Source organism: Kitasatospora sp. NPDC091276, assembly GCF_040684355.1.
GTDB lineage: Bacteria > Actinomycetota > Actinomycetes > Streptomycetales > Streptomycetaceae > Kitasatospora.
Genome location: NZ_JBFBFU010000001.1, coordinates 57963 through 77568 on the forward strand (window position 1 = coordinate 57963; position 19606 = coordinate 77568).

Consider the following 19606-nt stretch of genomic DNA (forward strand, 5'->3'; position numbering starts at 1 on the left):
GCGATGACCAGCACGGTGACGCCCGCCCCGGCCGGCCCTGATCGCCAGGCCGGCCGTGACCACCAGGACGGCCCCGCCCGTCCGCTCGGTCCTGACCACCTGGACGGCTTGGACGGCTTGGGCGACCCGCGCCGGGCCGTCCGGGCCGCGGCCGACCAACTGGCGGCCTCCGGCACCGGCCGGCCCGGGCCCTACCTGATCGGCGTGCGGCACCACGCGCCGTCGCTCAGCGCGGTCCTCCCCGCGCTGCTCGACGCCGCCAAGCCCGAGGTGGTGCTGGTCGAGCTCCCCGCCGAGTTCCAGCCCTGGCTCGGCTGGCTGGCGGACGAGGCCACCCAGGCCCCCGTCGCCCTCGCGGCCGCCCCGGCCGGCCGCGAGGGCGGTCGGGGCACCGCGGCCGATTCCGGCCCCGGCCGGCTCGCCTTCTACCCGTTCGCCGACTTCTCCCCGGAGCTGGTCGCCCTGCGCTGGGCCCGGCGCAACGGCGTCGAGACGCTCGCCTGCGACCTCCCGCTCGCCCACCGCACCACGCTCCGCGGGGAACGACAGCCCGTCGCCGACGCCCCGGGCACCCCCGGCGTCGCCGACGCGCTGCGCCACCGCCTCACCGGGCGCGCCTTTGACGACGACCTGTGGGACCGCCTCGTCGAGACCGCAGCCCCCGGCTCCACCCCCGACGCCGTCCGGCGCGCCGCCCTGCTGGTCGGCTGGGCGCTGCGCCGCGACGCCGAGACCGGCTCCGGCGTCGACCCGTACGACCTGCGGCGCGAAGCCTGGATGCGGGCCCGGATCCAGGCCGCTGCGGCCGACGGGCGCCGGGTCGCCGTCGTCGTCGGTGCCTTCCACGCGCCCGCCCTGCTCGACGGGCCCGCCGCCACCGAGGAACCGCCGCACCCGGACGACCTCGGGCACGCCCTCTCCCTGATCCCCTACACGTACCCGCTGCTCGACGCCCGCTCCGGCTATCCGGCGGGCATCCGCGATCCCGAGTGGCAGCACACCGTCCTCGACGCCGGCGGCGACCCCGACCGCCTCACCCGGGCACTCACCACCACCGCCGTCCGGATCTGCGAGGCACTGCGCAGCCAGGACCACCCCTCCGGCCCGGCCGACGCCCGCGAGATCGTCCGCCTCGCCGGAGATCTCGCCCGCCTGCGCGGCCACGCGGCCCCCGGCCGCGGCGAACTCGTCGAAGCCGTCCAGACCGTCCTCGCCCAAGGCGAACCCCTCGGCCGCGGCCGGGCCGTCGCCCGGGCGCTCGAACGCGTCCTGGTCGGCACCCGAACCGGCCGCGCCACCCCCGCGGCCCCGCGCAGCGGGCTCGCCCCCGCCGTCGAAACCCTCCTCGCCGACCTCGGCCTCCCCGGCCCCGCAGACCCCGAGCCCCGCGAACTCCGCCTCGACCCGCTGCGCACCCCCCTCGACCGCCGCCGCGAGATCCTCCTCCACCGCCTCACCACCTGCGGGGTCCCCTACGCCGACCCCGTCACCACCACCGGCGCGGGCGGCACCGAAACCATCGGCACGCGCTGGAGCCTCCACTGGACCCCGGCCACCGCCGCGATGCTCACCGTCGCGGGCACCCGAGGCGTCACTCCCGCGCAGGCCGCCGAAGGCACCCTGCGCGAACGCCTCCGCCGAGAACAGCAGGCCGACGGTCCCACCGCCCGCGAGGTCCTCCAAGGCCTCACCGACGCGGCCGCCTGCGGCCTCCCGGCCCTCGCCGACACCCGCCTCACCCAACTCGCCGCCGTCCTCCCGTCCTCCGGCACCCTCCCCGAACTCCTCGATGCCCTGGTCCTCCTCGACCGCCTCGCCGCCGGCCACCTCCCGGGATACCCCTCACCCGACACCCCCGACGGCTCCGACGGCTCCGCACCGTTGCCCGATGCGTCCGATGCGTCCGATGCGTCCGATGCGTCCGATGCGTGCGGGTCGTCGGCTGTGCGGGCGGGGCGGTTGGGGGCGGTGGGCGAGGTGTTGACCGTGGCGGCCGTACGGCAGTTGGAGGGGCTGGGCGGGTCGGACGATCCGGCGGATGCGCGGGCGCTGGTGGAGCTGGCGCGGCGGGCGGACCTGGACGGCGGGTTGCGGCTGGGGCACGTGCTGGCCGAACTCGCGGACCGGGGGAGTCCGTTGGTGCGAGGTGCGGCCGGAGCGGTGCGGGTGCTGCTGGGCCGGGAGCGGGCGGAGGTGCTGGGCGGGCGGGCGGCTTCGTGGGTGGACGGGGCGACCGGTCCGGAGGCCCGGCACGCGCTCGGTCGGGGGCTGGTCGGCCTGCTGACGGCGGCGGAGGGGTTGTTCGCCGCCGCGCCGGAGGCGCTGGAGCCCGTGCTGGAGCGGATCACCTCGCTGCCCGACGCCGCCTTCCTGGACCGGCTGCCGGCGCTGCGCGGCGGCTTCGACACGCTCAGTCCGGCCGCCCGGGACCGGTTGCTGGTCCTGGTCGAGGAACGCCTGGGCACCCGGCTCGCGAGCCTGCCCGAGGACGTCCCACCGGCGGTGGTGGCCGGCTGGGTCCGCGCGGATCTGGCCGCCCGCGCGGCGCTGGCCCGGCGCGGCCTGCTGCCGGCGCCCGGGGACGACCCGGTGCCCGAGCCTCCGCACCACGTCGGCCCTCTCCCTTCCGCACCCGTCGCCACGCGGCACGCCCTCGCCCCGGCCGAGCGCTGGCGGCTGCTCCTCGGCCGCCCCGGCAGCGGTGGCCTGAACGGGCGTTGCGCCCGACTCGCCACTGCCCTGGACGAGTTGTACGGCAGCGGGCGAGGCGAGGGCTCCGGCCCGGGCCTGGACGGGCGGTCCGGGCGAGGAGGCCGCGAGGCGCCCTTCCCGGGGGTGCGGGAGTGGGCCGAGGAACTGTCGGCGCTGTTCGGGCCGGGCGTCCGGGAGGAGGTGCTGGCGGCCGCCGTGGCGCAGGGCCGGACGGACGTCCTGGAGGCGATCGAGCCGGGCGCCGTCCGCCCGTCGGTCGACTTGCTGCGCACGGTGCTGGAGCATGCGGGCGGCCTGCCGGAGGCGAGGGTGGCGCGGCTGCGTCCGCTGGTGCGGCGTCTGGTGGACGAGCTGACGCGCGCGTTGGCGACCAGGCTGCGTCCGGCGCTGACCGGGATCAGCGTGCCGCGTCTGACGCGTCGGCCGGGTGGCGGACTGGACCTGGACCGGACCATTCGCGCCAATCTCGCCACGGCCCGCCCGTCGGGGGACGGCGGCACACTCATCGTGCCCGAGCGCCCGGTGTTCCGGACCAGGGCCCGGCAGTCGGCCGACTGGCGGTTGATCCTGGTCGTGGACGTCTCCGGGTCGATGGAGGCGTCGACGGTCTGGGCGGCGCTGACGGCGTCGATCCTGGCCGGAGTGCCTTCGCTCAGCACCCACTTCGTGGCGTTCTCCACCGAGATCGTCGACCTGACCGAGCGGGTGGAGGATCCGCTGAGTGTGCTGCTGGAGGTGCGGATCGGTGGTGGCACCAGCATCGCGGGCGGCCTGCGGTACGCGCGGAAGCTGGTGACGGTGCCGTCCCGGACGCTGGTCGTGGTGGTCAGCGACTTCGAGGAGGGCGGTCCGGTGGGCGGGCTGCTGGCCCAGACCCGGGCACTGGTGGATTCCGGTGTGCACCTGCTCGGTTGCGCGGCGCTGGACGACACGGGGACGGCCCGCTATTCGAAGGCGGTCGCGGGCCAGCTGGTAGCGGCCGGCATGCCCGTGGCGGCGTTGAGTCCGCTGGAACTGGCCCGCTGGGTGGGGGAGAAGGTGCGATGAGTGTGACGGAGCGGACGAGCGGCTGGCCGGTGGTCCGGCCGGAGGTGGTCGCGGAGGTGGTGGCCGGGTTGAGCGCCCGGTTGCAGAAGCGGCTGGACGGCGCGGCGGCGAAGCTGGCGGAGCGGCCGGTGATCCGTTGCGGTGACGAGTGGCGGGTGGAGGTGGATGAGGAGACGGCGCTCGTGCTGCACGCCCCGGGCGCGGTGGTCGCGGATGCGGCCGACGTGCGCTGCGGCTGCCTGCTGGCCCCGGCCTGCGTGCACCGGGCCGCTGCGGTCACGCTCTGCCCGTTGGCCGAGCTGGCCGAGCTGGCCGAGGAGACCGAGGAGGTCACGCCGACCGAGGTCGCCCCAGCGTCCTCGGAGGAGGCGCAGCCCGAGGCCGGGCCCACCCCGGTGGAGGTGGCGGCGGCCCGCCACCTCCACCGGGCCGGGTGTGCCGTGCTGGCCGCCGGGGTGAGCGGCGCGGGGGCGGTCGCGCAGGCCGAGCTGCTGCGGGCGGCCCACCGCGCGCGGCTGGCGGGGTTGTACCGCCCGGCCGCGGCGGCGGTCGCGGTGGTGACGAGGGTGCGCGCGGCCCGGTCCGGGGCGCCGGACCACCGGCTGGCGGACCTGGTGGCCGGTCTGCGTGAGCTGCTTGACCTGACCACCGCTCTGAGCACCGGCTGCGGCCCGGTCGCCGAGCTGCGCGGCACCGCTCGCCAGGCGTACGGCGAGGAGGGCGGGTTGCGGCTGTACGGGCTGTTCGCCGAGCCGGTGCTGACGGCCACGCATGCGGGAGTGGTGAGTTGGGCGGTGGACGCCGGGGGGCGGCTCAGCACGGTGGCCGAGGTGATGCCGCACGGTGACGTGGCGGCCGCGGCCCCGCAGGCGGTCGGTGCGGGCAACCGGACGGTCCGGCTGGGGGAGGCCCCGCTCAGCCACCGGGAGTTCAGCCGTGCCGGGCTGGCCGTCCAGGGCGCCACCCGGTCCGCCGCCGGGCGGCTGGGCGCGGGTGCTTCCGTCCGGGCGGTTCGGGCGGCGGGCGCGGCGTGGACGGCGGAGCCGGTGGCCGCGCTCTGGGCCGAACCGGCGGCCGCCCAGGTGGCGCGGGCGCTCGCGGCGGAGCCGCTGCCGTACGAGGGCCGTCCGGCCGGGAGCGACCTGCTGTTCCTGGACGTGACTCTGCTGGGCCCGGCTCCGGCCGGCCCGGGCGGGGCGCCGAGGCTGCTGGCGCGCTGCGAGGGCGGTGCCGACGGTGGCTTGGTGGTCGGTCTGTGCACGGGGCACGAGCACCCGGGGCTGGCCTTCCGGGCGAACCTCGCACTGCTCGCCACCGCGCCCGGCCTGCGGCTGCGGGTGATCGGCCGTCTGGAGCGATCGGACCGGCCGGAGCTTCGCCTGCTCGCGATCGGCACACCCTCGGAGCCCTCGACGGTCCCCGAGGTCCCCGGCCTTCCCTCGCTCGCCGTCCCCGCGGACCGGGCCGACCGGGTCAATCTCGGCCTCGAACGCCTCCAGACCGCGGACCTCCGGACCGCCGACCTCCGGACCGCCGGCCAGCGGACCGCCGCACCCGCCGATGCCGCACCCGCCGATGCCGGGCCCGGCTTCCCGGCCGGTCTCCCGAGCGAGGCCCCGTACGGTCCACCCGTCCACGTGCTCGGCCGCCGGGTCGAGCAGGCGGTCACCACCGGGCGCCACGCCCTGGCCCCGAGCGCGGCCACGGCGGCCGCCGACGGGAGCCTGCTGCGCGCCGCCGGGCTGGTGACGGCCGCCGAGCTCCTGGACGCCCTGCGGGCCGCCGCGGCCGACCGGCGCCGCGACGTGTTCGGCCGGGTGGTCCCGGACGACCACGACGCCTTCGCCGGGTCCTGGCTGGCGGCCGCCTGCTACGCGGAGGAGCTGGCCGCCGCGCTCTGCGCCGCCGCCTGGGCCGGGGAGCCCGTTCTGGACCGGCATCAGGGGGAGGTATAAGGAAAAGTATTTGCATAGACAGCTAATCCGCGTCGGCTGGCATACTTGTCGCAGGGAAGACGTCGCGAGACGTGCAGGGACGTGGAAGGGAAGGCGAGCTATGGGTATCCGCGACGACGCGGCCGAGGTCCGGGCCCGTGGCTGGCGGACTCTCGCCGCGCTGCACGGGCTGATCGACGCGGCGCTGGAGAAGGCGCTGCAGGCGGAGCACCGGCTCTCGGTGGTCGAGTACACGGTGCTGGACGCCCTGTCGCGGCAGGACGGGTGGCACATGCGGATGCAGCAGCTGGCCCGCGCCGCGGCGCTGAGCAGCAGCGCGACGACACGCCTGGTGACCAGGCTGGAGGACCGTGGGCTGCTCAGCCGCTACCTCTGCGCCGACGACCGGCGCGGGATCTACACCGAGCTGACGCCGGAGGGCCGCGCCCTGCTGACGGCCGCCCGCCCGGTGCACGACGCCACCCTGGAGGCGACGCTGGCGCAGTCCGCCGAGGTGCCGGAGCTGGCACCGCTGGTCCACGCGCTCTCCGGACTCGACGACCCGGCCGGGCTCACCGGCCGCACTCCGTCCAACGCCTGAACCCCGTCCAACGCCTGAACCCCGTCCAACGCCTGAACCCCGGCCCTGACCCGGACCCCGACCCCGACCCCGACCCCGACATCAAGGTCGGCGCCGGCCCCGGCAAGCCGGCAAGCCCGTGCGGACCGGACGCTCAACGCCGCCCGGCGGACAGGGCAGTGCGGTGCACCTGGTCGAGCAAGGCGAGCAGCAGCTCCTTGCTGGACGCCCGTTCCCGCACGTCGCAGAGCACGATCGGGACCTCGGGGTCGAGGTCGAGGGCGCGCCGGACGTCCTCGGGGCTGGCGTCGCGGCGGCCGTGGAAGCAGTTGACGCCGATTGCGAACGGGATGCCGCGCTGCTCGAAGAAGTCCACGGCGGCGAAGCTGGATTCGAGCCGCCGGGTGTCGGCGAGGACGATCGCCCCGAGGGCGCCGAGCGCGAGGTCGTCCCACATGAACCAGAACCGGAACTGGCCGGGTGTGCCGAACAGGTAGAGCACCAGGTCCTCGCGGACGGTGATCCGGCCGAAGTCCATCGCCACGGTGGTGGTGGACTTGCCCTGGACGCCGTCGAGGCTGTCGACCCCGATGCTGGCGCGGGTCATCCGCTCCTCGGTCTGCAGCGGTTCGATCTCGCTGACCGAGCCGACCATGGTGGTCTTGCCGACGCCGAAGCCGCCGGCGACGAGGATCTTGACCGCGCCCGGCACCAGGCTCTGGGTCGTCAATTCGGGTCTCCTGGAGTGGGACTGAGAGGTGCGGGGCGGTCGGGTCCGCAGGGTCAGAGCCGGCGGACGCCCTCGATCACGGCCTGGATCAGCGAGATGTCCGGCGCCTCGGCGAGCTGGACCGGGGCGCGGGTGAGGATCAGCCGGGCCTCGGCGAGGTCGTCGAGCAGCACCTTGACGACGCTGACCGGCAGGTCGAGGGTGGCCGCGATCTCGGCCACGGCCAGCGGGCGTTCGCGGCACAGGTCGAGGATCGCGGCCGGTTCGGGCGTGAGCCGGCTGGTGTCGGTGCGCGGGTCGGAGGTGACCACCAGGGTGATCAGCGCGAATCCGTCACGGACCGGGCCGGTGCGCCCGTTGGTGATCGCGTAGGGGCGGACCAGATGGCCTGCGTCCTTGTCGTAGAACCAGGCCTCGTCGGCGTCGGCGGTCACGCACCGCCGCCCGCGCCGGCCTGGCCTGCGTCGCTGCGCGGCGCCGCGGTGAGGTACTGGCCGACCTGCTTGACCAGCATGTTGATCTCGTAGGCCATCAGCCCGGCGTCCACCTGCTCGCTGGTGAGGACGGCGAGCCGGGCGCCCTGCCCGGCGGTGGTGACGAACAGGAACAGCTGGTCCATCTCGACCACGGTCTGCCGGACCCGGCCGCCGTTGAAGCGGTGGCCGGCGCCGCGGGCGAGGCTCTGCAGGCCGGAGGCGACGGCGGAGAGGTGTTCGGCGTCGGCCCGGTCGAGACCCTGGGACATGCCGACCAGCAGGCCGTCCTCGGAGAGGACGATGGCGTGCCGGGTCTCGGGTACCCGCGCCACCAGCTGGTCCAGCAGCCAGTTGAGGTCGCGCTGGGTGTCGGTGTGCTGCGTCATCACTGCTGTTCCTTGGCTTCCTGAACGGCGGAGGCTTCCCGGGCGGCGGAAGGTGCGGCCGGGAAGTTGGGCGCGGCGGGCGCCTGGGGGGCGGTGGGGATGGCCGGCGCGTCGGGGTCGGCCGCGCGGGCGGTCCGGGTGCCGCGCTGGATGGCGGCCATGGTGGTGCGGGAGCGCTGTGGCGACGGGTCGTCGGCCCTGGCGGCCCCGGTTTCTCCGGTGGCCCCGGTGGCTCCGTGCCAGGGCCCGGCCTGGGCCGGCGGGCCGACCACGGGGGGCGGCATGGCGCCGGGAGCGTGGGCCTCGCGGAGCTGTTCGGCGAGGCTGGCGTTGCGGACCCGCTGTGGCAGGACCCGCGGGGTGCGCAGTTCGCCGTCCGGTCCGTGGTGCAACTGTTTTTCCTGGGCGCGTTCGTGCGCGGGCGCAGGGGGCTCGGCGGTGGCACCGTAGAAGGGCCCGGCCGTGGTCCCGGCCGTGGTTCCGGCCGGCACGTCCGCAGCACGGCCGTCGGCCGTCGGCTCACCGGGCGAACCGTCGGACGGGACCTCGTACGGGCGCGGGAGAACGGGCCGGGGGACGACCACGGCCCCGGGCAGGCCGGGTATCTCGGCACCGACCGGCAGACCGCCGTTGGCCGGGCCGGGGGCGGCTCCCCCGGCCGGGCCGCCCTCCAGGGGGTACTGGGCGAGCAGTTCGCCGATGATCACACCGCTGCCACCCGCACCGGGCACGCCAGGAGCTCCGGGAACACCAGGCACGCCGGGGAAACCAGGCGCCACCAGGCCGCCGGCGACACCACCAGCCCCGGGCCCGCCGGGCGCACCCGGCTCGGCCCCGGGCGCCGGAGCGCCCGGTCCGGTGCCGATCAGCCCGCCGAGCGCGCCGGTCAGCCCCCCGTCCGGACCGCCGGGGTCGTTGCCGCCCGCCGCCCGCAGGGGCTCGGGGACGGGGGTCCGGGTGACCCGCGCGCCGGACGGCAGCCCGGCCATGGCGGCCGGCTGTTCGGCCTGCTCCAGCAGCACCGACGGCACCAGCACCACGGCCCGGGTGCCGCCGTAGGGCGAGGGCCGCAGGGTGACCTGGATGTCGTGCCGGGCGGCCAGCCGTGCGACGACGAACAGGCCGAGGCGCAGGTCGTCGCCGAGGGCGGAGACGTCCAGCTCGGGCGGGTTGGCCAGGTAGTCGTTGAGCCGCTCGTACTCGTCCTCGCCCATGCCGAGGCCGCGGTCCTCGACCTCGACCGCCAGGCCCTTGGGGACTTCCTGCGCGGAGACCTGCACCTGGGTGTACGGCGGGGAGAAGGTGGTGCCGTTCTCGATGAGTTCGGCGATCAGGTGGATGACGTCGGCGACGGCCTGTCCGCTGAGTGAGGCGCGCGGCACGCCCTGGACGACGACGCGGGCGTAGTTCTCGGTCTCGGAGACGGCACTGCGCAGCACGTTGACCATGGGCACGGCGTTGCGCCAGCGCCGGGCGGGCAGGGCGCCGCCGAGGATGACGAGGTTCTCGGCGTTGCGCCGCATCCGGGTGGCGAGGTGGTCGACCGCGAACAGTTCGCGCAGCAGCTCGGGTTCCTCGTGCTCGCGCTCCAGGGCGTCGAGCATGCTGATCTGCCGGTGGATCAGGATCTGGGTGCGGCGGGCGATGTTGAGGAAGACCTTCTTCGTCCCCTCGCGGCCCTGGGCCTGGTGGATGATGGCGGCGACGGCTGCCTGGCGGACGGCGGCGAGGCCGTCGGAGGTCTGCTGGACCTCGTCGCCGGTCCGGCGGGACGGCGACCAGGCGGGCGGTGTGGGCACGGGCTCCCCGGCGCGCAGCCGTCCGACGACCTCGGGGATCTCGTCCTGGGCGAGCGCGAGGGTGTCGGCGCGCAGTGCGCCGAGGCGGGCGGACAGGGTTCGCGCGGTCCGGATGCCGTGGACCAGGCTGATCAGCAGGACCAGGGCGACGACGGCGCTTCCGGCGATCACGGCGGTGCGGTGTTCGGCGCCGCGCAGCAGGTAGGCGGCGTAGCCCCAGGCGGCGGCGAGGCCCAGGCTGGGGACCAGGACGAGGGCGAGGAGCGAGCTGCGGAGCGAGCCGGACCGGCCGGCGCGGTGGGCCGTGCGGGGGGCCGATATGCCTGGCATCTGATTCCTTGGTGCAGGGCCGAGTCGCTGGGCCGAACGGCTGGTCGGCCTGAACGAGGTCCGGCCGGGGCTTCAGGGCGCCACGGCCGGGGTGGCCGGACGGGGTGACGCGGTGTCATCGCCCGGGCGGGGGTGCAGCACGGCCGCCGACGGCAGGAACGGTATCAGTCCCAAGTGCCCTCATCGCAACATCAACTGACGATATGTGGACGGGTGATGGCGATGGTGGAGGCGCCCGGAAGGAGTGTCCGCCGGCGGAACGTCGCAGCTCACGTCGGCCGCGGGCGGCGCCTGGACGGTGCGCGGACGACTCTCCGGGGGCCGGGAGAACCTCCCGGAGAGTCGTCAGGAACAGGTCAATTCACCGTCGCGCCGAACGTTCGCCCTCGTCCGACAGCCCGGTCCGACAGCCCGGTCCGACAGCCCGGTCCGACAGTCCGGTCCGCCGGTGCGCAGGTCCGTCGGTCGGTCGGTGTACAGGTCCGCCGGTCCGTCGGTGCGCAGCGCCGGTTCAGCCCGCCAGCGGTATCGGTACCACCTGCCCGCCGCCGATGGCCTGAAGCTCCACGGCGGCCTCCCGCTGGGACAGTTCGGTCCACGCCCAGCTCGCCAGGTCGGACAGCTCTGCCGACCACTGCTTGCCGTAGGTGCCGCAGGCGACCTGGCCGAGCCGCAGCCGCTGGACGTCCGAGGTCCCGGCCGGCGGGTAGACGTGGGTGGCGTCGCGCAGGTAGCGCTCGATGCTGAACTCGGTTTGCAGGCCCCGGGCGGCGTGGATCTCCATGGCGTTGCGCGCGGAGTCCAGCGCGTACTCGGTGTTGATGAGTTTGGCGTTCATCAGCTCGGCATCGCAGGCCTTGCCGTGGTCGAGCAGGTGCGAGGCGTGGTAGGCGGCCAGCTTGGCGGTCATCAGCCGGGACTGCATCTCGCCGAGCTTCAGCGCGATGTTGGGCAGGCGGCTGATCGGCTTGCCGTAGAGCACTCGCTCCTCGGCGAAGCGCGCGGTGTCCTCGACGATCGCGGTGTGGATCCCGAGCGCGACGGCGGCGAGGTTGAGCCGGCCGTAGAGGGTGGAGGAGGAGTAGGCGACGTCCAGGCCCTGGCCCTCCAGGCCCAGCCGGTTGCCGACGGGGATGCGGCAGTCCTCGAAGACGATCTCGCCGAAGCTGAAGCCGTGCAGGCCGCTCTGCGAGCCGAGTTCGCCGACGCGGAAGCCGGGGCGCTCGCTCTCGACCAGGAACGCGGACAGGCCCCTGCTGCCCTCGCCGGTGCGGAGGACCACGCCGTGCATGTCGCCGATGTGGGAGTTGCCGACGAACCACTTGCGGCCGTTGAGCACGTACTGGTCGCCCTCGCGGCGGGCGGTGCCGGACATGCCGAGCACGTGGCCGCCGCACTCCGGCTCCGTGACGGCGATGGTCGGCAGCGACTCGCCGGAGGCGAACCTCGGCAGCCACTTGCGCCGCTGGACGTCCGAGCCGAAGTGGATGACCTTGGCGACACCGAGCTGTGAGGCCTGCGCCACCGCGCCCATGGCGCCGCTGACCCGGGCGAGTTCCTCCACGATGACGGTCTTGGCGAGGTGTCCCAGCCCCAGTCCGCCGAATTCGCGCGGAATGGTCACCCCGATCCAGCCCCGCCGGGCGATCTCCCGCGACAGTTCGAACTCGACGGTCCGTTCGGCCTCCATTCGGGCCACGTGCGGGCGTACCTCCTTCTCCGCGAACTCCCGGACCTCCGCTCGGAGACTCTCGTGGCGCTCGTCGGTGAAGTAGTCCATCGCCATGCTGGGGTCCTCTCGTGTCAGTGGATGTGCCGTGCCTCCGTCCGTGCTGTCGAAGTCGCTCCAGCCGCTCCCCGGGGATGAGTGGGGGTTCGAGGTGGTGGCGGCCGACTGCCCCGTCGCAATCGGTGCATGCGGAACTCGGGGCGACTTCCCAGGGGTTGGGAATGCCGCCCGTGTCTTCGGCAGGGCTCATTGTCGTATGGGCCTCCTGTGCTGACCCAGAGTCGATCTTGAATTGGCGGAAATCGGCCCGTCCTTACGCTGAGGAGTTTTGCCATGGCTCTGAGTGGGAAGTGATCTTGACCCGCCGCGGCAACCTGCTGAGCGGCCGCTCACATGCGGCTTTGACTGTCCATCAGCAACGGCGATGAGCCGGACCGGGAGCACCGAACCGCCCGGATGTCTGATTACATGTGCGCCATGACTGATGTGATGAGCACTCAAGGCCAGTTCCCGGGTGCCGCCGGGGAGTCCGAGCGGACCCGCAGGCTGCGCAGCCTTGGTCTCAACGAACCGTCCGCGGACGAGGCCTTCGACCGCTTCGCCCACCTGGCCGCCAGCATCACCCGCGCTCCCATCGCGATGGTCAACTTCATCAACGACGAGCGCCAGATGTTCCGGGGGCTCTACATTCCGCCAAACTCGAACGACGTCGCGGTCGACGACGGCGCTTCCTGGGCCGATCGGGGCATCGCCTTCGACCTGCCCACCCGTCAGATGCCGCTGAGTCACGGTTTCTGCCCGCACGTCGTCGCCCAGCGCTCCCCCCTCGCGCTCGACGACATCCTCGCCTACCCCCGGTTCTCCGGGAACCCGGTCGTCGACGAACTGGGCGTGCGCGCCTACCTCGGCGCCCCGCTCGTCGACGACACCAACACCGTCATCGGCACCGTCTGCGTCCTCGACCGGGAACCCCGGCAGTGGGGGCGCGAGCGGCTGCGCGACATCCAGCACCTCGCCGAGGCGCTGCTCTCCGAGATCCGGCTGCGCGACAACCTGCTCGCCCAGCAGCAGGAGATGTTCGCCGCCTTCGACGGCTCCCCGTTCCCCATCATGCTGACCGACGGCCCCGGTCAGGAGATCCGCTACGCCAACGCCCAGCACGCCGACACCTTCGGTGCCCCGGTGGCGTACGGCGCGATCGGCCTGGCCTACCCGCAGCTCGGCGCCGCCGGCCTCCAGCAGGCCATCGTCGAGGCCTACCACACCGGGCGCAGCACCGTCCTCAACGACGTCCGGATCCAGTCAGGCCGCCCCGACGCCCAGCGCGGCCAGCAGGTCTTCAGCTTCACCTGCACCCCGTTGCGGGCCGCGCGCACCGGCCAGGTCAACGGTGTCCTCACCGTCGGCATGGACGTCACCGCGCAGTCCCGCACGGAGGAGGAACTCGGCACGCTGGCCGCCCTGCTGGTCGACCGGCTCCAACAGAACGGCGCCACCCCCGTCGGCCGCCCGGGCATCGCCGGGGAGTCCGGACTCGTCCTGCCGAACTGAGCCGCCGACCCGCCGTCCGCGTGCGGCGTCGCCGTCCCCCTCCGCACCACCGCTTGCCGATCCGCACCACCGCGCACCACCCACCACCGTGGCGGGGCGCCTCTCACCCCCGAGGAGAGGCTCCCCGCCACGGTGCCGTCCGGGTGCGGGCCCGAGCGGGTGAACCGTCCCCGCCCGCACCCCGGCCGCGTCCCGCCCGGCGGCCGCCGATGGTAGGCATGGGCCGCATGGACTGGTTCGCCGCCCCCGGCCACTGGCTGAGCCGACTGCTCGTCCAACGCCTGCTCGCCGGCCTCTACCTGATCGGATTCCTCGCCGCCGCCGCACAGTTCCGCGCCCTCATCGGCAGCGACGGCATGCTGCCGGTGCCCCGCTTCACCGCCCGGGTCCCGTTCCGCCACGCGCCCGGACTGTTCCACCTCCACTACAGCGACCGCTTCTTCGCCGCCGTCGCCTGGAGCGGCGCCGCGCTCGCCGCCGCCGTGACCGCCGGACTCGGTGACGCCGTCCCGCTCTGGGCGTCCGTCCTGCTGTGGGCGGTGCTCTGGGGGCTCTACCTCTCGATCGTCAACGTCGGACAGACCTGGTACTCCTTCGGCTGGGAGTCGCTGCTGCTCGAAGCCGGCTTCCTCGCCGCCTTCCTCGGCAACGCCGACACCGCGCCGCCCACCCTGGTGCTCTGGCTGATGCGCTGGCTGGTCTTCCGGGTCGAGTTCGGCGCCGGACTGATCAAACTGCGCGGTGACCGCTGCTGGCGCGACCTCACCTGCCTGCGCTACCACCACGAGACCCAGCCCATGCCCGGGCCGCTCAGCTGGTTCTTCCACCACCTGCCCGACCCGCTGCACCGCGTCGAGGTCGCCGCCAACCACTTCGTCCAACTCGTCGTCCCCGTCGGACTCCTCCTCCCGCAGCCGGTCGCGAGCTACGCCGCCTGCGCCGTCGTCGCCACCCAGCTGTGGCTGATCGCCTCGGGCAACTTCGCCTGGCTCAACTGGCTCACGATCACGCTCGCCCTCGCCGCCGTCGACCCGGCCCGCGTCGGACTGCCCGTCCACGCCCGCGTCCACCCCGCCGCGCCCGTCTGGTTCGAGGCGCTGGTGATCGCCCTGACCGCGGCCGTCGCCGTCCTGAGCTACTGGCCGGTCCGCAACCTCGTCTCCCGCCGCCAGGCCATGAACCGCTCCTTCAACCGGCTGCACCTCGTCAACACCTACGGCGCCTTCGGCAGCATCAGCCGCGTCCGTCAGGAGGTCGTCGTCGAAGGCACCGACGAACCGACCCTCACCCCGCACACCGTCTGGCACGAGTACGGCTTCAAGGGCAAACCCGGCGACGTGCGCCGTCTCCCGCGCCAGTACGCCCCCTACCACCTGCGGCTCGACTGGCTGATGTGGTTCGCCGGCATCTCACCCGCCTACGCCCGCCCCTGGTTCCTGCCCTTCGTCGCGCGCCTGCTCGCCGGCGATCCCGCCACGCTCCGCCTGCTGCGCCACAACCCCTTTCCCGGCACCCCGCCGACCCACGTCCGGGCGACCCTCTACCTCTACCGGTTCACCAGTTGGCGCGAACTGCGGGAAACCGGCGCATGGTGGCACCGCACCGCGCTCCACGAGTACCTCGCGCCGGTCGACCTCACCTCCCTCGGCCGCGCCGGATACCGCCCACCCCTCGGCCGACGGCTCCGCGCCGTCCCGCTGGACCGGCCGCGGCGGCCCGGGGCCCGCCCGGGGACCCCGCCCGCCCGGCCCGCCCGGCCCGACGGCCACGGGCCCCAGTACCCGTCCGGCCCAACGTCCCACCACCCGTGCGGCCCTCCCGGGTAGCGGCCAGGCGGGGGGTATGGCACACGACACCGGCCCGTCGGGCGGTGGGTGCGTGCAAGGCTCGAACGGGCACCCGTATTCTGGGCGTCCACAACCGGCGGCCCGCCCGCGCGCCCCCCAGCCCCGCCCCCGGGGCACCCCGCGCAACCGGTCCGCCGCCCCCTCGCCGCCAGCCCCGCCGTCGTCGCCCAGAACCGGACCTCACATGACAGTGCTTCACTCGCGCAACGCCGACGCAGCCGACCCGGCGGACGTCGCCGACGCCGCAGACGTCAAGGACCCCCAGGACGCCAAGGCCACCACGGCGGAGACCGACCTCCGCGAGGACCTCGGCCGCTACGCCGAACTCGGGGCCTTCACCCTCACCGCCGACACCCACGCCTGGTACGCGGCCGTCGACACCGTCGCCACCCCCGAGGACGCCCGGGCCGGCTCCACCGCCCTCGCCGAACTGCGTGGCCGCGACCTCCGCCAGACCTGGGACGCCGTCACCGTCCTCGCCGCCGACGCCAAGCTCGACGAACCCGACACCGTCGCCAAGGCCGCACTCCTCGTCGAGATGCTCCAGCGCGTCCACCGCACCTCCGCCACCCTCACCACCGCCGCCTACGACGCCGACCTCGGCGCCCTCGCCGCCGCCACCGCGGACGGCACCTGGCGCCGCGAGAACGGCGTCAAGCTCTCCTGGCTGCGCGCCCGCTCCCTGCGCAAGCAGGCCACGGCCCTCGCCGCCGACCGCCGCATCCGCCGCGAGGACCTGCACGAGGCACTCGCCTCCGCCGAGGTCGAGCGCCGTGCCTGGGCCGCCCTCGCCCCCGTCGGCACCCTGCCGGTCGTCCCCGCCGACGGCGCCCTGGTCGAGCGGACCGCCCAGGCTTTCGAGGCGATCAACACCGGACTGCGCGGCCTCGCCCGGCTGCTCCCCGACCACGACCTCGACGGGCTGGCCTTCGCCGAGCTCGTCGACCTCGTCGAGCGGCTCGCCGCGGACGAGGGCACGCTCTACCGCCTGCCCACCATCCGCGGGCTGCGCACCACCCTGGAGGAAGCCGGCCTCGGCGACCTGCTCACCGAACTCGCCGCCGCCCGGGCCGACCGCCGCGCCGCCGAAGCCGCGTTCGCCGCCCGCCAGGCCCTGGCCGGCGGCCAGCGTGATGGGCTCGCGGGGGAGGGCAGCGCCGTCGAGGTTCCGGCTTCGGTCGAGGAGACGGTGACCGACGCGGACGCGGAAGCGGAAGCAGACTCGGGCGAGGCTGAGGCCGTGGTCGAGACGGCCGAGGCAGCCGAGGAGGAGGTGACGGAGGAAGCCCCGTCCGCTGTCGTGGTCTCCCTCCCGGCACCGTCCCCGGCCGCCGACGACCTCGTGGCCGCCGCGACCGCCGCCCTGGCGGAGGCCGCGGAAACCACGGAGGCCGAGGCCGCCGTCGAGGTTTCCGCTGTCGAGGCCGTGGCCGACGCCAAGACCGAGGTCGAGCTTGCGGAGGAAGCTCCGCTCCTGGAGGACACGCCCGTCGTCGAGCCGGAGACGATCGAGCCGGCTGCGGAGCCTGAGACGGTTGCCGAGGTCGACGCGGTCGAGGTTCCCGTGGCCGAGGTCGAGCCGGTCGCTGAGCCTGCCGTTGTCGTGGAGCCGGTGGCCGAGGTCGAGGCCGTCGAGGAGGCGCCCGCCGTCGCCGTCGCGGAGCCGGTGGCCGAGGTCGAGGAAGCTGCGGAGCCTGAGACGGTTGCCGAGGTCGACGTGGTCGAGGTTCCCGTGGCCGAGGTCGAGCCGGTTGCTGAGCCCGCCGCTGTCGTGGAGCCGGTGGTCGAGGCTGAGCCGGTTGCTGAGCCTGCCGTTGTCGTGGAGCCGGTGGTCGAGGCTGAGGCCGTCGAGGACGCGCCCGCCGCTGTCGTCGTGGAGTCGGTTGAAGCGACCGAGGCCATTGAGGACGTGCAGCCGGTGGCTGAGGCCGAGGCCGTCGAGGAGGCGCCTGCTGTCGCCGTCGCGGAGCCGGTGGCTGAGGTGGAGTCGGCTGCGGAGCCCGAGACGGTCGCCGAGGTCGAGGTGGTCGAGGCTCCCGTGGCAGAGGCCGACGAGCCGGTGGCCGAGGTCGAGCCGGTTGCTGAGCCCGCCGCCGTTGCGGAGTTGGTGGCCGAGGTCGTCGAGGTCGTCGAGCCCGCGCCCGTCGTCGAGCCCGCGCCCGTCGCCGCCGGCCGGCCCGAGAAGCCGGACTTCACGCCCGGCCGGCCCGTGACCGCCTACTCGGCCGACGAGCTGCTCGCCGTCGTCCGGTGGGTGGACGGTGACGGTGTGAAGCGTACGGAGGAGGAACTGCTGCGGGCGGCGATGAAGGAGCTGGGCTTCGCCCGCCTCGGGCCGCGGATCAAGGAGGCGCTGGGCGCCGCCGTCACCGCCGCGCGGGGCTGACGTACCAGCGGGGAACAACGGCGAAGGGCCCGGGACGCGAGATCGCGTTCCGGGCCCTTCCGCCGTCCCGCTCGGGTTCGGGGGTTTGTCAGCCGGTCTTGGTCCACGGCTGGCCGGTCATCAGCGCCTTGACGTTGGCCACGTACCCCGGGTTGGGGATGACCAGGCTGCCGACGACCTGGCCGGTGGCCGGGTCGGTGACGGTGTTGTAGTGCACGTTGCCCGCCCCGGCGTTGTACGCGGAGATGACGAGGTCGAGCAGCGGCGTCTTGCCGGTGGCCGGGTCGGGGGAGAGGTCGTACTTGCCGTCGAAGGAGGAGTCGCCGTAGTAGGCGACCAGCCAGTCGAGCAGCTGGGTGCCGAGCTGGACGTTCCCGGGGAGGGTCTTCGCGTCGGAGGTGGTGCCGAACTTGCTGTTCATCCAGCTGATCGTGTTCGGCATGATCTGCATGGTGCCGATCCCGCCGTCGCAGGCGAGGATGCCGGACTGCCAGCCGCTCTCCTGCCAGGCGATCGCCTTGACCAGGTTGACGGGCAGCGGCGGGAGCTTGTCGGTGCCGCCGCTGCTGAGGTTGAGCGTGCGGGCCTGGCCGGCGGCGGTGGCGAGGGCCGCGCCGACGGCCTCCTTGGGCTCGTCGGGCTGGGGCTTGCTGGGCTGGCAGCTGCTCTGCAGCGGCGGGACGTGCGGGGTCGGCGGCGCGGGCGGCGGCGGGGGAGCGACCGGGCCGGGCTTGGCGACGGGCACGGGGGCCACGACGGCGGGCTTGGCGACCGGGGGCGGTGTGGTGGGAGCGGCGGGCGGGCTGCTCGGGGCGCCGGGCTTGGTGGCGGTCGGGGCCGGGGTGGTCGGGGCGGGCTTGCTGGACTTGCTCGCGGATGGGTTCGGGCTGTGGGAGGCGCTGGCCGTCGGGGAGGCGGTCGGCGTCGGGGTGGCGGTCGCGGACGGGCTCGCACTCGGCGTCTCGGTCGGCGTCCCGGTGGCGGCGACCGCCGTGGTGTCCGGCGCGCTGTTCTGGTGGTTGTCGGCGTGCTTGGTGCCGCAGCCGGCCAGGACGGCCGTCGAGACTGCTGCGGCCGACACCATGACCAGTGCTCTCCGGGATGCGCTGACTGCCACTGTGGTTCCCCCCACTCGTCACCGGCGGTCCCGGTGAGTGGCGGTCATCCTACGATGTGCCGTTCGAGCCCCGTACGAACGGGTGGTTCAACGCGTGCGCGAGGACCGTCGGCGCCGTCACCAGGGACGGTCCGTACCAGGTCAGGTGGCGTCCGCTGACCAGCGCCGCCGGGACGCCGGGGAACGCCTCGGGGCCGTCCTGTGCCGTGAAGCGGTACGGCTCGTCCGGGAGGACCACCAACCCGGGTCGGCAGGCGAGCAGTTCGGGCAGCGGGATGGCGGGGTAGCGCTCGGCGTGCCCGGCGTGGACGAGCCGGAGGCCGAGGCGGCGCAGCAGGTCCCCGGCGAAGGTGTCGCGGCCCAGAACCATCCACGGGCGGCGCCAGACCGGAACGATCGCCCGCGGGCCGTCCGGCGGGAGCCGGACCGGGGCCCACGCTGCCTCGGCCCGGTCCAGCCAGTCCGGGCGCGGGAGCGCGCAGGCGGCGGTGAGCAGCCGGTCGAGCGAGCGGAACGCGTCGTCCAGGGTGCGGATGTCGGTGACCCAGACCGGCAGGCCGGCCGCCCGCAGCGCGTCCAGGTCGGGGCGCCGGTTCTCCTCGTCGTTGGCGAGGACGAGGTCCGGGGCGAGGGCGAGGATGCCCGGCACGTCCGGGTTCTTGGTGCCGCCGATCCTGGTGACCGCCAGGTCGGCCGGATGGCTGCACCAGTCGGTGGCGCCGACCAGCAGCCCGGGTGCGGTGGCGGCGACCGCCTCGGTCAGTGACGGCACCAACGACACCACCCGGCGCGGCGGGCGCGGGCCGAACCGGACGGGGAGGTCGAGATCGTCCCGCAGGACGGTGGGATCGGCCATCCGGCCACCCTACGCCGGGGGTTCGCGGACGGGCGGCGGTCGGGCGGCGAACGGGCAGCGGCCGGCGGGTGAACGGGAGCCGGGCGGTGCGGAAATCCCCGGGAACCCCCCGGACGGTCCGGCCGA

At 74.7% G+C, this 19606-nt stretch carries 13 protein-coding genes; 6 read left to right on the forward strand and 7 right to left on the reverse strand.

All coding sequences use genetic code 11. The annotated features are described in order from the left end of the window. The first annotated feature begins 3 nt into the window (after positions 1 to 3). The 3 genes from AB0O19_RS00230 to AB0O19_RS00240 all read left to right on the forward strand — a co-directional run bounded on the left by AB0O19_RS00230 (position 4) and on the right by AB0O19_RS00240 (position 6294). The gene (locus tag AB0O19_RS00230) at positions 4 to 3759 is read left to right on the forward strand and encodes a DUF5682 family protein (protein WP_363616481.1); all 3756 of its coding nucleotides are present in this window, start codon (positions 4 to 6) and stop codon (positions 3757 to 3759) included. A gap of 2 nt (positions 3760 to 3761) precedes the next feature. After that, positions 3762 to 5714 (forward strand): hypothetical protein, encoded by a 1953-nt coding sequence (locus tag AB0O19_RS00235; RefSeq protein ID WP_363616483.1) that lies wholly within the window; start codon positions 3762 to 3764, stop codon positions 5712 to 5714. A 100-nt stretch (positions 5715 to 5814) separates the two neighbouring features. Further along, complete coding sequence (locus tag AB0O19_RS00240) at positions 5815 to 6294, forward strand: MarR family transcriptional regulator (RefSeq protein ID WP_363616485.1); 480 nt, start codon at positions 5815 to 5817, stop codon at positions 6292 to 6294. A gap of 133 nt (positions 6295 to 6427) precedes the next feature. Here AB0O19_RS00240 and AB0O19_RS00245 read toward each other — a convergent pair whose 3' ends face one another. From AB0O19_RS00245 to AB0O19_RS00265, 5 genes are all read right to left on the reverse strand, one after another. After that, entirely contained in the window at positions 6428 to 7003 is a 576-nt protein-coding gene (locus AB0O19_RS00245) for an ATP/GTP-binding protein (RefSeq protein ID WP_363616487.1), read from the reverse strand. 53 nt (positions 7004 to 7056) lie between these two features. Beyond that, positions 7057 to 7437: a DUF742 domain-containing protein gene (locus tag AB0O19_RS00250; protein WP_363579557.1), complete on the reverse strand. Its 381-nt coding sequence runs from the start codon at positions 7435 to 7437 to the stop codon at positions 7057 to 7059. Next, positions 7434 to 7865 carry a roadblock/LC7 domain-containing protein gene (locus AB0O19_RS00255; RefSeq protein WP_360205186.1) on the reverse strand — a complete coding sequence of 144 codons (432 nt, stop codon included), beginning with the start codon at positions 7863 to 7865 and terminating at the stop codon, positions 7434 to 7436. Before AB0O19_RS00255 ends, AB0O19_RS00250 begins: the two co-directional genes overlap by 4 nt. Continuing rightward, complete coding sequence (locus AB0O19_RS00260; RefSeq protein ID WP_363616489.1) at positions 7865 to 9994, reverse strand: ATP-binding protein; 2130 nt, start codon at positions 9992 to 9994, stop codon at positions 7865 to 7867. The genes AB0O19_RS00255 and AB0O19_RS00260 overlap by 1 nt, the downstream gene beginning before the upstream one ends. A gap of 511 nt (positions 9995 to 10505) precedes the next feature. Continuing rightward, entirely contained in the window at positions 10506 to 11774 is a 1269-nt protein-coding gene (locus AB0O19_RS00265) for an acyl-CoA dehydrogenase family protein (RefSeq protein WP_363617000.1), read from the reverse strand. A gap of 426 nt (positions 11775 to 12200) precedes the next feature. Between AB0O19_RS00265 and AB0O19_RS00270 the strand changes: the two genes are divergently transcribed. From AB0O19_RS00270 to AB0O19_RS00280, 3 genes are all read left to right on the forward strand, one after another. Beyond that, complete coding sequence (locus tag AB0O19_RS00270) at positions 12201 to 13274, forward strand: GAF domain-containing protein (RefSeq protein ID WP_363579553.1); 1074 nt, start codon at positions 12201 to 12203, stop codon at positions 13272 to 13274. A gap of 227 nt (positions 13275 to 13501) precedes the next feature. Further along, a complete protein-coding gene (locus AB0O19_RS00275; RefSeq protein ID WP_363617002.1) occupies positions 13502 to 15100 on the forward strand; it encodes a lipase maturation factor family protein in 1599 nt (532 codons plus the stop codon). 205 nt (positions 15101 to 15305) lie between these two features. Further along, positions 15306 to 17507, forward strand: a complete 2202-nt coding sequence (locus AB0O19_RS00280; RefSeq protein ID WP_363616491.1) for a hypothetical protein — start codon at positions 15306 to 15308, stop codon at positions 17505 to 17507. An 88-nt stretch (positions 17508 to 17595) separates the two neighbouring features. On the opposite strand, the gene AB0O19_RS00285 is transcribed toward AB0O19_RS00280, so the two are convergent. Beyond that, on the reverse strand, positions 17596 to 18624 hold the full coding sequence (locus AB0O19_RS00285) for a transglycosylase SLT domain-containing protein (protein WP_363579549.1): 1029 nt from the start codon (positions 18622 to 18624) through the stop codon (positions 17596 to 17598). Between the two features lie 49 nt (positions 18625 to 18673). After that, on the reverse strand, positions 18674 to 19480 hold the full coding sequence (locus AB0O19_RS00290; RefSeq protein ID WP_363616493.1) for a helical backbone metal receptor: 807 nt from the start codon (positions 19478 to 19480) through the stop codon (positions 18674 to 18676). Between the last annotated feature and the right edge of the window lie 126 nt (positions 19481 to 19606).